Origin of the sequence: Paenibacillus sp. An7 (assembly GCF_009870785.1) — a bacterium.
Taxonomy (GTDB): domain Bacteria; phylum Bacillota; class Bacilli; order Paenibacillales; family Paenibacillaceae; genus Paenibacillus.
In genome coordinates, this window is the sequence record NZ_WTWX01000003.1 from 46,409 (window position 1) to 61,442 (window position 15,034).

General features: G+C 42.6%; 15 protein-coding genes. 10 read left to right on the top strand and 5 right to left on the bottom strand.

Features of this window, described 5'->3' with window-relative positions; all coding sequences use genetic code 11:
• On the bottom strand, positions 1-939 hold a 939-nt coding region (locus GQY27_RS21700), incomplete at its 3' end, for an alpha-amylase (protein WP_236570513.1).
• Between the two features lie 325 nt (positions 940-1,264).
• Here GQY27_RS21700 and GQY27_RS05515 point away from each other — a divergent pair.
• Both GQY27_RS05515 and GQY27_RS05520 read left to right on the top strand, forming a co-directional pair.
• Positions 1,265-2,668: an MATE family efflux transporter gene (locus GQY27_RS05515; protein ID WP_160032553.1), complete on the top strand. Its 1,404-nt coding sequence runs from the start codon at positions 1,265-1,267 to the stop codon at positions 2,666-2,668.
• A 334-nt stretch (positions 2,669-3,002) separates the two neighbouring features.
• Positions 3,003-4,181 (top strand): acyltransferase, encoded by a 1,179-nt coding sequence (locus GQY27_RS05520; protein WP_160032554.1) that lies wholly within the window; start codon positions 3,003-3,005, stop codon positions 4,179-4,181.
• 90 nt (positions 4,182-4,271) lie between these two features.
• Here the strand turns inward: GQY27_RS05520 and GQY27_RS05525 are convergent, their stop codons facing one another.
• The 3 genes from GQY27_RS05525 to GQY27_RS05535 are packed head-to-tail and all read right to left on the bottom strand — an operon-like array spanning position 4,272 to position 6,206.
• On the bottom strand, positions 4,272-4,946 hold the full coding sequence (locus tag GQY27_RS05525; RefSeq protein ID WP_160032555.1) for a hypothetical protein: 675 nt from the start codon (positions 4,944-4,946) through the stop codon (positions 4,272-4,274).
• A gap of 2 nt (positions 4,947-4,948) precedes the next feature.
• Entirely contained in the window at positions 4,949-5,839 is an 891-nt protein-coding gene (locus tag GQY27_RS05530) for an ABC transporter ATP-binding protein (RefSeq protein ID WP_160032556.1), read from the bottom strand.
• 1 nt (position 5,840) lies between these two features.
• Complete coding sequence (locus GQY27_RS05535) at positions 5,841-6,206, bottom strand: GntR family transcriptional regulator (RefSeq protein ID WP_160032557.1); 366 nt, start codon at positions 6,204-6,206, stop codon at positions 5,841-5,843.
• Between the two features lie 684 nt (positions 6,207-6,890).
• Here GQY27_RS05535 and GQY27_RS05540 point away from each other — a divergent pair.
• A complete protein-coding gene (locus GQY27_RS05540; protein ID WP_160032558.1) occupies positions 6,891-7,499 on the top strand; it encodes a TVP38/TMEM64 family protein in 609 nt (202 codons plus the stop codon).
• A 12-nt stretch (positions 7,500-7,511) separates the two neighbouring features.
• Here the strand turns inward: GQY27_RS05540 and GQY27_RS05545 are convergent, their stop codons facing one another.
• Entirely contained in the window at positions 7,512-8,039 is a 528-nt protein-coding gene (locus GQY27_RS05545) for a cupin domain-containing protein (protein WP_160032559.1), read from the bottom strand.
• 224 nt (positions 8,040-8,263) lie between these two features.
• On the opposite strand from GQY27_RS05545, the gene GQY27_RS05550 reads away from it, so the two are divergent.
• The 7 genes from GQY27_RS05550 (at position 8,264) to GQY27_RS05580 (ending at position 14,926) form a co-directional block, all read left to right on the top strand.
• The gene (locus GQY27_RS05550; RefSeq protein WP_160032560.1) at positions 8,264-8,734 is read left to right on the top strand and encodes a DIP1984 family protein; all 471 of its coding nucleotides are present in this window, start codon (positions 8,264-8,266) and stop codon (positions 8,732-8,734) included.
• Between the two features lie 775 nt (positions 8,735-9,509).
• Positions 9,510-9,947: a DUF1641 domain-containing protein gene (locus GQY27_RS05555; protein ID WP_160032561.1), complete on the top strand. Its 438-nt coding sequence runs from the start codon at positions 9,510-9,512 to the stop codon at positions 9,945-9,947.
• Between the two features lie 38 nt (positions 9,948-9,985).
• Positions 9,986-11,167, top strand: a complete 1,182-nt coding sequence (locus tag GQY27_RS05560; protein WP_160032562.1) for an NAD(P)/FAD-dependent oxidoreductase — start codon at positions 9,986-9,988, stop codon at positions 11,165-11,167.
• A 189-nt stretch (positions 11,168-11,356) separates the two neighbouring features.
• Positions 11,357-12,001, top strand: coding sequence for an SDR family oxidoreductase (locus GQY27_RS05565; RefSeq protein WP_160032563.1), 645 nt, complete (start codon positions 11,357-11,359; stop codon positions 11,999-12,001).
• A 30-nt stretch (positions 12,002-12,031) separates the two neighbouring features.
• Positions 12,032-12,751 (top strand): response regulator transcription factor, encoded by a 720-nt coding sequence (locus GQY27_RS05570; protein ID WP_160032564.1) that lies wholly within the window; start codon positions 12,032-12,034, stop codon positions 12,749-12,751.
• Positions 12,748-14,112, top strand: a complete 1,365-nt coding sequence (locus GQY27_RS05575; RefSeq protein WP_160032565.1) for a sensor histidine kinase — start codon at positions 12,748-12,750, stop codon at positions 14,110-14,112. Before GQY27_RS05570 ends, GQY27_RS05575 begins: the two co-directional genes overlap by 4 nt.
• Before the next feature lie 100 nt (positions 14,113-14,212).
• A complete protein-coding gene (locus tag GQY27_RS05580; RefSeq protein ID WP_160032566.1) occupies positions 14,213-14,926 on the top strand; it encodes a PepSY domain-containing protein in 714 nt (237 codons plus the stop codon).
• Positions 14,927-15,034: the final 108 nt, after the last annotated feature.

Here is a 15,034-nt window from a genome sequence, read left to right on the forward strand (position 1 = left end):
AGACAGATTAAAAATCGTGGTTAAATCAAATGCTTTACCCGCAAGCGAAGCTTCGTGAAGTTTGTAATGGAGTGAAACATCAAATAGATCAATTTGATAATCGACAGTATCCAAGAATTTTTGGCAGGAAGCAAGATCTGGTTTCCAGAACTCACCTACAATATAGAAATCCTGCCCTCTTTTCTTAATCATCTCCTTGGCAAACTGTTTAACAAATTCATGATTGATGTGTTTAATCGCATCCAGACGGAATCCATTACACTGGAGGGTATCAATCATCCATTTGCCCCAGTTCATCATCTCTTCGCGAACTTCTGGTTTTCTATAGTCGATGTTAGCGAACATCAGGTAATCATAATTCCCAAATTCATCATCTACATTCTCGTCCCAGCCTTCTTCATTTGGGGCGATTCGGAAAATACCAGTTCGGTCTTCGGCTGCATCGTAGTCTGTTCCATTAAAGTGGGTATGGTTCCATTTGAATGAGGAGTAGGTATTTCCACGGCCCGGGAAATTAAATTTCGTCCATCCCTCTATTTCAAAAGGCTTGGAGATATCCTTGGTACGATTGTTCGGATCGACCTCAATGACTTGAAAACGTTCGGTCTCATCTGCCCCTGCTTTATGATTCATCACAAGGTCTACGTATACGGCAACTCCATTTTGAGTACAGATTCCCATAGCTGCTAAAAGTTCTTCTTTAGAACCATATTTGGTCTTCACCGTACCTTTTTGGTCAAACTCTCCTAAATCATAGAGATCATATACTCCGTAGCCTGTATCTTCAGGTGAACTGCCTTTGGTGACAGGAGGGATCCAGACGGAATCGATTCCTTTTTTCTTTAATTCAGGAGCTCTTTCAGACAGACGTTTCCAGTGTGCTCCATCTGCATCTACATGCCATTCAAAGAACTGCATCATAGTATGATTGCGTTTTATCATACGACCGCCCCCTCTCATTAGTATCTTTCTCTTACAACAGCACACCAAAAAGGATGTGGTTTGCGTGATGACAGACTGCCGCAATCTATAAATGCTTTTATTCAGAAATAACCACCCAGGGAGAGAACTAAACCCTATTAAGAAAATATATGGAACAAGAAACAAGATGATAAGGCTACTTATCTTCTTTATGCGTGCTTAAAAAAGATGGTAAATTATCGTGCATATATGAAAATTTTATGCTAAGATACGGTTTGTTTCAGAAAAAATTACGTAATTTTATGAAAATATAAACATTTACTATTAAGCTGAAGGTGAATCTATGACAACAGCAGCCGACGGGCGTGTTCTTAAGACAGAAAATCTCAATCTTTTTACATTAACCTGGCCCATCTTTTTAGAAATTATGTTATTTATGCTGATGGGTACCGTGGATACCTTTATGATCAGTGCTGTATCCGATGAGGCGGTATCTGCAGTAGGTACGTCCAATCAGATTGTATCGATTGCCATCCTCATTCTTGAAGTGATTGGGAATGGAGCAGCCATTGTGGTAGCTCAGTATATCGGTTCGAGAAAACTTACGGAAGCATCTCGCGTATCCGCCGTAGCAATTACACTTAACTTATGTGTCGGACTCCTCATTAGTGTTATTTTTGTATTCAGCGGCCGACATATTTTACAACTCATGAATCTTCATGGTGAAATCTTGGAACTCGGAAACACCTACATAACGATTGTCGGCGGGGGAATTTTCTTACAAGCCTTGATTAATATTATGTCCGCCATTATTCGTACCTATGGATTCACCAAACAGACGATGCTTGTATCGCTTGTCATGAACCTCCTTCATTTAGTTGGTAACTATGCACTCATCTTTGGTCATTTTGGATTCAGTCCGATGGGGGTAAAAGGAGCAGCCATCTCGACCGTGGTCAGCCGGCTGGTCTGTGTCGCAATCTTTATTTGGTTACTTTATAAAGTGATGGCCGTAAGGATCGAATGGAGACATTATTTCACGATCTCCAAAGATTATGTGAAAAAAATACTGAACATCGGTATTCCTTCTGCCTTTGAACAAATAACGTATCAAATGTGTCAGCTCGTCTTTCTGTATTATGTGACTTATCTCGGAACAGAATCACTTGCTACACGGCAGTATGCAGCTCAGATTTCTAATTATATCTACTTATTTAGTATGGCTGTATCGCTGGGAACATCGATTCTGACAGGACGCTTTGTCGGGGCAGGAAAACAGGATGAAGCCTACGCACGAGTGAAGAAAAGTGTGAAAATCGGCCTGATTTCCACAATAACGGTGGATATTATTATTATTTTGCTTCGAGAGCCGCTGATGGGGATCTTCACAGATAACGCAGAGATTATCCGATTAGGTTCTCAAGTACTCTTGTTCAGTATCGTACTGGAAACCGCAAGAACGTGTAACATGATTATGATCAATTCCTTGCGTGCAGCAGGGGATGCTCGTTTCCCAGTGTATATGGGGCTGATCTCTATGGTTGGCGTGAGTCTTCCGCTCGGTTATTGGTTTGTCTTCCATTTAGACATGGGAATTCTGGGTGTATGGGTCGCAAACGCAGTGGATGAATGGATTCGTGCCTTCATCATGCATTATCGCTGGAAAAATGGAGCTTGGCGCCGTCATGCGCTCGTGGAGCAGCCTGCTTCAAAAGATTCAGAATCTGCTGTGCCAGCTGCATTATAAATTTCTTGATCTGCAGTTAGCCTCTAAGCGAGGGTTGTCCGTATGATGCAGCTGCTCAGCATATGTATCTGCCGCCGTAAAGGCGGCTTTTTCATGTAAATATACATAGGAGCTACAAATTACAAAAAACCAGTTTTATTGTTATTTAGGATGAATTTGGAATAAATGTTATCGTAATTTGTCCAAATCCTTAAATAATTCTGTTATTATTATTAAGTTAAGGGATTTTTAATGTAAATTGTTTTCAGAAGTTTTACTATAGATAAAGTGATTTTGAGCCGGTCGAATAGAACGTCTCTATCAATCAACAAATTTAACCCAAGGAGTTAATATAATGAGTCAAACGATGACAGCTGAAAAAAGGGAACGTCTACCCGAGCTTAATCTTGTACGATGCATAGCAATTCTTGGTGTACTAAGTGTACACTCCACTTCTTTTGCTACCGTAAATATGGTGGATTCGGGTATGTACTGGCTGTATAACTTTTTTAATATTTTTATGAAGTTTGGTACACCGACGTTTATTTTCTTAAGTAGTTTTGTGTTGTTCTATAATTACTATACGAGACCGCTGGATAAGAAACTGGTTCTTGGTTTTTATAAGAAGAGATTGCTTTACATTTTAATTCCTTACTTTATGTTTTCATTGTTTTATTTTCTAATTTTACATGTTGTGTACTATCCGGATCGTTCTCTGATTGATACGATCGTAAGCTTTACAACCAAGTTGTTTACAGGTAAAGCGTACACTCATTTATATTTTGTATTTATTAATATGCAGTTCTATATTATGTTCCCGCTGGTACTGGCTTTATTCAAAAAAGTACCTTCTCTCGTCAAATGGGCAGTTCCGATCGGACTTGCCATTCAGTGGGGATTTATTCTGATGAACAAATACGGTGTAATTAGCGTGGAAAATAAAGGGAGCTGGTCTTTATCGTACTTTGCCTATTTCATGCTCGGTGCATGTCTCGGTGTGTACTTCCCTAAGATTAAAGAATGGATTGTAATCAAGAGAAGATACGCTACACCAGGAAAGGTTACAGCATGGTCGCTATTATGGATTGTATGGATCTGTGCAGGCCTGGCACATGTGTATATCTGGTACTTGAACCGTAAAGGAATTGCTGTATATGATTCGCTTTGGTATGAATTCCTGTGGAATCTGCATACCTTCTCTGCAGCGCTGGTGTTATTCCAGATTGCCTTCCTGCTATACGGTAACGGTAAGAGCGCTCTGGTACGTACGATGTCTAAAATTGGTGGATTGTCCTTCGGGATCTATCTCATTCACCCATTCTTCTTGCTTGTTTACCGTGAGTTCCCGCCGCAAACCGGAATTTCAATCCTTCACCACTTATGGTATGTTGGTGGATTCCTGCTTGCACTGATCGGATCATATATCGTAGTTGGTTTGGCATCTCACTTCTCTAAATCGTGGATTCTGTTTGGTAACCTGCCTAAACCGCAGCGAGGAGCAGGGGAACCCAAAAAACCAAATCTGCCTGCGTAAGTGAAATCATACGTTATCTTTATCGGAAGATATGACTAGACAAAAGAAGCATTCCCGTTTATGCCGGGGATGCTTCTTTTTTTATGAAGGTTAGATCGTGGATTTTCGCAGCCACATATAACATAGGAAAGCATACAGCAAAGTAAGAGGAGCGAGTAACCAAAGAATATCAGTCTGGTAGGTCGTAATCCATCTGCCGAATTCTCCCCAATATTGCCAGTAAGTCATCAGAACACTGCCTGTTCCTAGAACGATGAATGAGAGTAAGAGGAAGCTTATCAAGACTAGTTTGCCGAATCTTCTCACTATACTTGATAGCAAGAAACCGAATAGAAACAGATGGGATATGACAACAAAGTTCAGCAGAGCGAGATGCAGGAAGGAAAGACTGCTGAGAAAAGGAACATCAAAGAAGTGAAGCCCTGTACCCCATCCTGAAGTAAACTGTTCTAATTCTCTGAGGAGGGTAAGTGCGATGGAATCGATTAGACTGAAGAGAAGAAACATACTGATTGTCCCTAAGAAGTAATCTTTGCGCCGAATGCCAAAACTCAGTGAGAATGAAAAATTCATGGGAATTACCGCAATGCCTACACTCATTACAAACCCGTAAATGGACATTAAGCCGCCAGTCGTAAACGATCCAATTGACATACTAACGATCAAATTAACTACAAAACTACTCATAAGCACAATGAGGGGGACAATAAGCCATAACCAATAGTCCACAAAATGGGTACGCATTACTGTTTTAATCGCTGGCATTCTTAATTCACCTCTTCTCGGTTCGTTTGTTTGGTGAGGTGCACCATGAGCTGTTGTAAAGAAACAGGTGCAAGCTTAACGTTATTTAATTCCGCTTGTTTGCGGAAGTCTTTTTGGTTAGCGGTTTGGACGACAGCACTACACATGGAGCCCAGTGCTTCCTGATGAAGCACTTTTTTTCCTATAACGAAGTGATCTACATCAGACTGTTTTCCGCTAACAAGAAAAGCTGATCCTCGAAATTGTTCCGCTTCTTCACTTAGCAGAAGCTTACCCTCATGAAGTACAATTACCTGTTCGAGCAGGGCACTAATCTCATCAATAAGATGTGTTGATAAAACAATGGTGCGGGGATATTCCATATAATCTTGTATTAACTGATCATAGAATAATTGTCTTGCTACGGCATCAAGCCCAAGATAAGGTTCATCAAAGATGGTAAGCGGAGCACGGCTAGCAAGACCGATAATGATGCCTACAGAAGAAAGCATGCCTCTTGACAGCTTTTTGACTCTTCGATTTGCGGGCAGGTTGAATTGTAACACCAGGGAATCAGCAAGCAGAGCGTTCCAGTTAGGATAAAGGGAAGAGGCTACCAAGAGTACATCACGAACTCGAAACGTATCGGGATACTTTTGACTTTCCTTAATAAAACAAATCTGCCGAAGGACCTCCTTATTCTCATACGGTGCTTCACCAAAAACTTTTAGTTCTCCTGAAGTGGAGAAGAGCTGAGCTGTAATAAGATGAAGCAGTGTTGTTTTGCCTGCTCCATTACGCCCAAGCAGTCCGTAAATTTTGTTCTCCTGAATGGTGAGGTTTATATCATGGAGGGCATGAAATGTTTTTCCATAGCTTTTGGTCAAGCCATTTAACTCAATAACATCTGCCATTCTACTTTTCCTCCCTGTGTATCATTTCAGATAGTTCGGTTTTGCTGATCCCAAGCTTCTGCGCTTCTTGCACCATTCGGATAATGAACTGCTCATAGAACTGCTCACGCCGCTTCTCTACAAGCACAGACTGTGCTCCATCTGCTACAAACATGCCAATCCCTCTCTTCTTATACAGAATTCCTTGATCGACCAAGAGGTTTACGCCTTTAGCCGCTGTTGCCGGATTAATCTGATAAAAGGATGCAAATTGATTCGTGGAAGGAACCTGTGATTCTTCGGGCAGCCTTCCTTCGAGGATGTCATCTTCAATTCGTTCTGCAATCTGTAAAAAGATCGGGCGGTCATCATCCATCTGCATGCCCATACATTCTCACCACCAAGTTGGTTAGTTACTTATGTAACTAACCATATAACCAAACAAAGGGTTAGTCAACAATATTTGGTAAAAACGGACGGGTACACGAAACTTTTTTATATTTAAAACGTTTATTATTTTAGCGGGTAAAGGGTGTCATACTTTGGTAACGAGCTGAATATAATGAAAGTCCGGACCAAGGAGAGGTTTATCCCCGTTTCGTGAGACGGGCAGGAGGTTAATAGGAAGAGGGCAATTGAAGAAGCCAAATATTCGAGTAATTACCTCACATCCATGTTTAGCATAACAAGGACATGGACTAATTAGATTGAACTTATTCTTGGTTAATAATATAGAATTAAAGGTGATTTTATAATGAAGTGTCAAGCTTGTGGAAAAGCAGTAAAAGATGTTTTGGAGCATGTGGAGCATATTCTCCATGAATGTGGAAAAGTTCCAGGATCTTCTCCGAATTTGTCGTCAGTACCGCCAGATGCGGTGCACCAGTCAATGAAATTCTCAGAATCCATATCATAGAATAATCTAAAGAACCTGCCCCGTGTAGATGGATGGCAGGTTTTTCTCATAGTCTCACCTAATATCAACGAACTCTTCATACAATGAGGAGGATGGTCAGTTATACTGAGACGAGATATAAGCTATTCAGTTCAAATGCAAGGAATGAGGTGCTGCATGGAAGGGTTCTCCGTAACCGAATTAATCTCCTTTTTTACAGAAGAAAATATAGTGAGACTGCTGGAAAAATTCCGGGCACTGGGTCCGCTACCTGGAATTTTCCTCGCTTTTATGAAATCATTCATCCCGCCGCTTCCTACCCTGTTCATCGTGGGAGCGAATGGGCTTGTGTATGGATGGGCTGGATTCTTCTACTCTTGGATTGGACTTGTAGGAGGAAGTTTCCTCACCTTTATGGTCATACGGAAGCTCGCAGGCACGAGATGGGCAAGTCACTTGGCAAAGAGACCAAAGGTTCAGAAAAGTCTAATCTGGATCCGGCGTAATGCATTCAGTTATGTTTTTTTACTCGGCATGTTTCCGGTAGGACCGTTCGTCCTTGTAAATATGGCAGCGGGAATCGCCCAGATGCGCCCGCGCTCCTTCTTACTTGCAGCAGCTTTAGGTAAAGGAATCATGGTATTTTATGTGACCTTCATCGGCACGAATCTAGTCGCTATTATGGAACAACCTCTAATTTTGGCATTTATCCTCTTATTCATAGGTTGCGCAATTTGGATCAGCAGAAAGATCGAACGATATTATACAGGCTCTTCTAACATATAGTGAGTTCTACAGTTAATTAGGGTTCTCTGCCTTTCCCCAGTGGACGAGCAGCGGACCCTCGGTACCTAGCAGGGGATCTTGATCGGGGAGCGGAACACGAGCAATCTCTCGGAGGACCTGCGGACGTTCTTCTTTGTCTCCCGTGTGGGTATTGTAAGACATCCCGTCTGGGTAGGCACCAACTAGCTGAAAATCGAGACTGGACTCCAGTTTTTTATGACCTGTTCCGGCAGGAAGAACAAGAATATCACCGGCGGATGCAGTCAGAATAATCCCCTTTTCTCCACCAATGTGGAGTTTGACCGATCCTTTGATGACACCGAGTACTTCATGCGAGTTGCTGTGATAGTGGTGGTACGGAAATACCCCGCCTGTCCAGCTGTTTCGCCAGTTATGTTTATTGAAAATTTTCTCCGTATTCTGCTCCTCACCGCGTAATGCGCCGGGATAGAGAATGACAGGCAGTTCGGAGTTATTTGGAATCATCCCGTCATCTTTAAAATAATATACACTCGTCTCTACATGAGTCGTTCTCATCATAAAAGCCCTCCTTTGGTAGAAATAAAGCCATGAATAAGGCTGCCTGTGCCTTTTATCATGGCTTATAATCATTATATTCCAAAATTTACTATTTACTGTTATGTACCACAACATAAGAAGGGTTAAACAGGCTTTCATTCAAATTGATTGTAAGAGATTGGATATCCGCAGACTAATAAGTTACAATTAGATTACATCTAATATGTGGAGGCGTAAATCCGATTATGAAACTTGCCGAAGCACTCATTCTACGTTCTGATCTACAAAAGAAAATCCAGGAACTTCGTTTTCGTTTGCGTAATGTGATTAAGATTCAAGAAGGCGAAGAGGCAGCCGAGAATCCGGCCGATCTTTTTCGTGAACTGAATGGAATACTTGAGCAGTTTGAGTCTCTTGTTCAGAGAATTAACAAGACCAATTCACAGACGGAATATGCAGAGGGAATGACGATTACTGATGCGCTTGCACGCAGGGAGAAGCTCCAATTGAAACGAAGTGTGCTCAGTGATGTTATGGATACTGCATCTATTCGTTACGACCGGACCAGCAGGACAGAGATTAAGTTTATAACAACCGTTGATATCAGCGCACTGCAGAAGCAAATAGATGAACTTGCCAAAGAACATCGTAAGCTCGATACGCGCATTCAAGAGCTCAACTGGACAACTGAACTTATAGAATCGTCATCGTCATAAGAACGTCCTAGATTCAATTGCAGCAGCGAAGTCCTAGCGTTGGTAGTCAGTATGAAAAAAAGCGAGCATAAGCCTCCCAGCGGGTCAAGTCTGGATCTCATAAAAATAGTGAAGGGAACGGGCGCCCTATACTTACAATTTAGCCCACGCACGATTTACATCTGTACAAGGTAATGTTACTTCTTACTACCATATGCTGATTTTTTCAACTGGCGAGGGCCGGGTGTGGGGACTATAGGACTTCTCTCTGCAAATCTGTTAGATACAAGGAATTGCCTACTCCAAAAAAACGCGAAATGATCTCTACTATCTCTCAAATAAATAGATGTAGTTAACAATGGTATTAATTAGCACTGTATATAGTAGAAAAAGCGAGAATATGTGTCTTTTTCAAGCCCAAAAGCGAAAATTCATTGTATTGACAAAAATAGAGGTTTTGTTACAATGTTCACAAGGTATTCACAAGTATAGTTAGATTTAACTCGTGTTTATGTGTAATAAGTGTAATATTAGGGTATAGGTTCGTAATTGGCCTGTTCGGATAAATTTGTGATTGCGATGGAATAAACAACTATTCATTTTTGCAAAAGATCCATGAATTACATCACATGTGTATGCTAAAGCTGCCTGTGCCGCTTGAAAGGACGCGGCTTTTTCTAATGTGTGAAAATTGTTACATTACAATTCAGTGTGCATTCATGGGTCGTTCATTTGATTATCAGGTAGGGTCAAGCAAGCGGGCTTTTTAACCCAAAGTAAAGGAGGACGTTCTCTTATGTCACAACCGACTCAACAAGAGGTACCAGTAAACGGTGCAGCTCCTGCACAAAATCAGGATGTACTTGATCAATTGATGAAGCCGGAGGTTCAAGACTCTCTTATTGTTCTTGTGGAGAATCTGCCTAAACTGGCTGAAATGGTAACTGCTATGACAAAAGCTTATGATTTCGCTCAAGGCTTGGCAACAGATAAAGTCTTCGTTAACGACATGAAAGTCGCTCTTGGAGAATTTACAACGCCTGTAGTAGAAAAAGCAAAAGGTGTAGCATCCGCGGCTATCGAAGCTGGAGACCGTGCTCAAGCGGAACAGTCTTCTGTTGGTCTTTTCGGTATGCTCAAAATGTTGAAAGATCCTAACGTACAGCAATCTCTTCGTTTTGCTCAAGCATTCCTGAGTGTGCTTAACGAGCGTCAAGGGCAAAAACAAGACTAAAAAAGTTATTGATACGAAAGTAAGAACGGAGGATGGATATGTCGAAGCAAATTTTGATTCTGGGCGGAGGCTACGGCGGCTTGCTAAGCGCGCTGTCAGCGCGTGAGTATTTGTCCGCTGAAGAAGCAACAATTACAGTTGTGAACCGCTTCCCAACTCACCAAATTATTACTGAATTACACCGTCTTGCAGCAGGTTCCATCGCTGAGAAAGCTGTTGCACTTCCACTGGAGAAACTTCTTCGCGGTAAAGACGTTAACCTGAAAATTGACACAGTTTCCGAGATCAAACCAGACGAGAACAAAGTTGTAATGCAAAGCGGAACGATCTACAGCTATGACTATCTCGTAGTTGCTCTTGGTAGTGAAACAGCGTTCTTCGGTATCCCAGGACTTCAAGAGTACAGCTTTACTCTGAAATCCGTAAACGATGCTAACAAAATCCGTGCACACGTGGAAGCTTGCCTGGATAATTACAAAAAAACCGGAAACAAAGCAGACGCAACAATCGTTGTCGGCGGCGGCGGTTTGACAGGTATCGAGCTTGTTGGTGAATATGCTGACATTCTGGATCATGTATGTAAACAAAAAGGTATTAAACGTGAAGAAGTACAGCTCTACAACGTAGAAGCAGGTCCTTCTATTCTTGCAGGATTCCCACCAGAGCTTGTTGAGCGTGCTCAAACAAGTCTTGAAAAACGCGGTGTGAAATTCATCGTTGGTGTGGCAATCACTGAAATGCAGCAACACACAGTAATGCTGAAAGATGGCAGCTCCATCGAAACAAGCACACTGATCTGGACAGGCGGCGTACAAGGTAACGCAGTTGTAGCTAACTGTGGTATCGAAGTAAACCGTGGCCGTGCAACCGTAAAAGAAACACTACACTCTACTTCCCACGAGAATGTATTCATCGCGGGCGACAGTGCAGTTGTTATTCCTAGCGAAGGTGCTCGTCCTTATCCTCCAACAGCTCAGCTTGCTTGGCAAATGGGTGAAACCATTGGACATAACCTTGCTGCAACGATCAAAGGCGGCGACCTTGAAGTCTTCACGCCAGTCTTCTCCGGTACTCTCGGAAGCTTGGGACGTAAAGATGCAATCGCTATGCTTGGCGGAAGCCAAACTCGCTTGAAAGGCTTGCCTGCAACAATGATGAAAGAAGCAAGTAACATCCGTTACCTTAAACATATCGATGGTTTGTTCGCTCTTGCGTACTAATCTATTACGATAGAAGAATAGGAAGGCAGACGACCACTATAGGTTGTCTGCCTTCTTTTTTCATTTGATACGTGGCTATCACCCTGCCCTTCATCAGGTGTAGACTTGTTATAGATCGTGCCTGGAGGGTAAATGAAGGGAGAGAATGGATGATGAAAAGAAATCCAATTTTGAAGGGAGAAATGAGTCATGAATATTTTAGTAATTGGCGCAAATGGACAGATTGGGAAACAAGTGATCTCACAGCTTAAGGATGACAAAGAGCATACGGTAAGAGCGATGGTTCGTAAAGAAGAGCAGGCAGAAGCCTTTAATAAAGCGGGTGTAGAACCTGTACTTGCTAACTTAGAAGGAACCGTAGAGGAACTTGCAGAGGCGATGAAGGGCAGCGATGCAATCGTGTTTACGGCAGGTTCAGGCGGTAGCACAGGTCTTGATAAGACACTGCTTATTGACCTCGATGGAGCTGTGAAAACGATGGAAGCTGCAGAGCAGGCAGGGATTTCGAGATATATTATGGTAAGTGCTCTGTATGCAGAAGATCGGACACGCTGGCCAGAACAAATTAAACCCTATTATGTAGCCAAGCATTACGCAGATAAACAGCTGGAACGATCCTCTCTGCAGTATACGATTTTGCGTCCGGGCGGGCTGCTAAATGAACCGGGTCGTGGTAAAGTAACAACGGATATCGAGCAAGGAGAGTCAAGTATTCCGCGTGAAGATGTGGCGAAGGTTATTGTAGCGGTACTGAATGCAGAGAATACGTATAGAAAAGCGATTCCTCTTGTGTCTGGAGAGCATTTAATTCAGGAAATGGTGCAAAATATATAACATTGCTTTGAACAAAGCGGAGGAGGAGCTATGAAACCATCCATTCTCATAGTCGAAGATGAAGAGAAAATTGCTAGAGTGTTAGAAATTGAACTGGAGTATGAGGATTACGAGGTCTCCAAGGCAATGAGCGGTACGGAAGGGCTGGAAGCTTTTCAGAATGGTGATTTTGATCTGGTATTACTTGATATCATGTTACCGGGTCTTAGCGGGATCGAAGTCTTGCGGCGGATACGCAGCCATGACGAACATATCCCTGTCATTTTGCTGACGGCTAAAGGCTCCGTAGAAGATAAGGTCTCCGGTCTTGATCTCGGAGCGACAGATTATGTCACAAAACCATTTCAGATTGAAGAGCTGCTTGCCCGGATTCGTGCCGCCCTCCGTTTACATAGTAAAGTTCAAAAATCAAACATGACGGCAACAGAAGAACAGAATCAAGAACAGGAAGTATGGCTGTCTGCCGGTGACTTAAAATTGAATGAAAAGACAAGAGAGGTACTGCGAGCCGAAGATGGAATAGAGCTTACTCCTCGGGAGTTTGATCTGCTGGTTTATTTACTTCGTAATCAGCGGCAAGTCCTGAACCGGGAGCAGATTCTTGAGTCCGTATGGGGGTATGATTACATGGGTGACACCAATGTGGTTGATGTTTATATCAGATATCTGCGTAAGAAAATAGATCATGGACGCTCTCCGCTGATCCATACGGTTCGCGGTGTCGGTTACGTTCTCAGGACCGAGACATGAAGCTGCGTACAACCATCTATGTATATACTTCGGTACTTTTTATTGTCCTGTTGCTGTTGATTAATGGATTTATCTATTTCATGTTTGACCGAATGTCGACAGACACCCAGATGGAAAGAGCGGAAGCAGAAGCAAATTCGATCTCAACAGGTGTGCGCAATGCAGCTGATATCGTAGCTCCGGATGATCTGCTGCGTTCTTTTGTTCCAGCAGAAGGGATGCTTAGGATGGTGAGAATGACAGGCGATAACCCGCCTGCGGTTACTTCGCTCTCGGAGCGGCGTCTTGCTCAGATTAACCCTGCTTTTTATCCGAATAAACATACCGAAGTGTTAAAAATAGAAGGTGTACGTTATGTCTTTGTATCCATGCCCGTTATATGGGCCGATGGAGAAGTAGTGAACCTTCAGGTGACAGAAAGTCTTGCGAGTGTAGATAACAATCTGAAGGTGCTCCAGGTTGTCTTGATTTCTGTGTCTCTAGTTGCGCTGCTGGCTGTATTTGCTTCAAGCCGGCTGCTTGGAAGCATTATCATCCGGCCGATATCAAGTATGACGCAGACGATGAGGATCATTGAAGACGGGGGCGGATTCAAGACCCTTGATTTGCAGAATCAGTCCAAAGACGAGCTATACGAGATGGGTGAGACTTTTAACCGAATGATGGGCAGACTGAAGCGAAATTATGAGAAACAAGAGCAGTTTGTCTCCAATGCTTCTCATGAACTCAAGACACCGCTGACGGTGATTGAGAGCTATGCCAGTCTATTGAAGAGGAGAGGCATGTCGCGCCAAGACCTTTTTGAAGAATCCGTTGAAGCCATTCACTCGGAAGCCATTCGGATGCGAGAGATGACGGAACAGCTGCTTATGATGGCGAGAGAAACCGAGTCTTTCAGCATCACGTTAGAGCAACACGATCTAGCCGGTATGGTAAATGATATGGCCCGTTCCTACGGAACAGCATATCAGAGGGAAATTGAGGTCGAGACTCCCTCATCTGAACCTTGCTATGCTTCTACCGATATCAACAAGGCGAAGCAGCTGCTTGTTATTTTACTGGATAATGCCAGAAAATACAGCGAGGACTCTATCCTTATTCGTGTTCAGCCTGATGCGAGTTACGTTACCATAAGCGTAACAGATTATGGTCCGGGCATTCCTGCTGATGAACTTCCCAAAGTGTTTGACCGTTTCTACCGGGTGGATCAGGCAAGATCCCGTAAACAAGGCGGAACAGGTCTTGGTTTGGCACTAGCAAGTGAGATTGCTGCGCAGATTAAGGCGGAAATTGGTTTGGAAAGTACCTATGGTAAAGGTACCACAGCATATATACAGTTCCCAGTTCATCATCTTGCCTAAGCAGAAAGGCAAGATGATTTTCTTTTCTCAGAGAATTCTCATTGTTAAGGGTTATACTGGTGGCAGGTGTGAAGTGTAAACAGGAAGGAGTTTTTTTATAATGAATATAAAGAAAAAACTAGGATATGCGGGAGTCGGAGCTGCTGTGCTGATTGGACTTGTTCTTTTGTTTGTTCAGCCATGGAATCATGCGAAATCGGTTCTGTCCGCGGAGGCAGTGGAAGAGACGGTGATAAGTCAATATCCAGGTACGGTAGAGAAGAGTACGCTTGAGAATGGTGAATATCATTTGCGAATCAGTACAGATACAGGCACTTATGAGTTTGCCGTGGATAGCAGCGATGGAAGTATTCTATCTATTCAGCAGATCAGTAAGTCAGGTGCGAAAGAACATGCCATTCTTAGCCGGGATACAGTGAAAGAGAAGCTGCTGAGTGAGACAGGAGGCAAACTGCTCTTCCTAGAGCTGATTACGAAAGAAGATCAAGATATCTACAAAGCCAAAGTAAAGACGGATACAGAGCGTACTTTATTTGAGATAGATCCTTATACGGCAGAAGTGTTATCAAGACAAACGATTACCATCGATGAAGAAGATAACGAAGAAGAGAATCAAAAATTTCTAGCGGAAGAAGAAGTGGAGAAAATTGCGATGGCAGAAGTAGAAGGTGAAGTAGATGATACCGAACTTAGAGGGGAAGACACAAACCATCCTTATTATTTAGTTGAAATTGAGACGGATGATGATAAAGAAGCCGTTATTCAAATTCATGCAATCACCGGACAAGTTCAATCTGTAACCTGGGATGACTAATTCTTAGAAGCTCTTCTTCTTTTCTCATCGAATTCTAATCTAACTCTTTCTTTACTCTCATGTGGCAGAGGTAAGATGTATTTGTAAGCAAGTGAGACGTAAATAACA

What these genes read in the sequence shown, in the direction of transcription:
- GQY27_RS05560 (WP_160032562.1), top strand. Translation starts at nt 9,986, where the DNA reads ATGTCGAAGCAAATTTTGATTCTGGGCGGAGGCTACGGCGGCTTGCTA.
- GQY27_RS05520 (WP_160032554.1), top strand. Translation starts at nt 3,003, where the DNA reads ATGAGTCAAACGATGACAGCTGAAAAAAGGGAACGTCTACCCGAGCTT.
- GQY27_RS05565 (WP_160032563.1), top strand. Translation starts at nt 11,357, where the DNA reads ATGAATATTTTAGTAATTGGCGCAAATGGACAGATTGGGAAACAAGTG.
- GQY27_RS05535 (WP_160032557.1), bottom strand. Translation starts at nt 6,206, where the DNA reads ATGGGCATGCAGATGGATGATGACCGCCCGATCTTTTTACAGATTGCA.
- GQY27_RS05530 (WP_160032556.1), bottom strand. Translation starts at nt 5,839, where the DNA reads ATGGCAGATGTTATTGAGTTAAATGGCTTGACCAAAAGCTATGGAAAA.
- GQY27_RS05550 (WP_160032560.1), top strand. Translation starts at nt 8,264, where the DNA reads ATGAAACTTGCCGAAGCACTCATTCTACGTTCTGATCTACAAAAGAAA.
- GQY27_RS05545 (WP_160032559.1), bottom strand. Translation starts at nt 8,039, where the DNA reads ATGATGAGAACGACTCATGTAGAGACGAGTGTATATTATTTTAAAGAT.
- GQY27_RS05540 (WP_160032558.1), top strand. Translation starts at nt 6,891, where the DNA reads ATGGAAGGGTTCTCCGTAACCGAATTAATCTCCTTTTTTACAGAAGAA.
- GQY27_RS05580 (WP_160032566.1), top strand. Translation starts at nt 14,213, where the DNA reads ATGAATATAAAGAAAAAACTAGGATATGCGGGAGTCGGAGCTGCTGTG.
- GQY27_RS05515 (WP_160032553.1), top strand. Translation starts at nt 1,265, where the DNA reads ATGACAACAGCAGCCGACGGGCGTGTTCTTAAGACAGAAAATCTCAAT.
- GQY27_RS05525 (WP_160032555.1), bottom strand. Translation starts at nt 4,946, where the DNA reads ATGCCAGCGATTAAAACAGTAATGCGTACCCATTTTGTGGACTATTGG.
- GQY27_RS05555 (WP_160032561.1), top strand. Translation starts at nt 9,510, where the DNA reads ATGTCACAACCGACTCAACAAGAGGTACCAGTAAACGGTGCAGCTCCT.
- GQY27_RS05570 (WP_160032564.1), top strand. Translation starts at nt 12,032, where the DNA reads ATGAAACCATCCATTCTCATAGTCGAAGATGAAGAGAAAATTGCTAGA.
- GQY27_RS05575 (WP_160032565.1), top strand. Translation starts at nt 12,748, where the DNA reads ATGAAGCTGCGTACAACCATCTATGTATATACTTCGGTACTTTTTATT.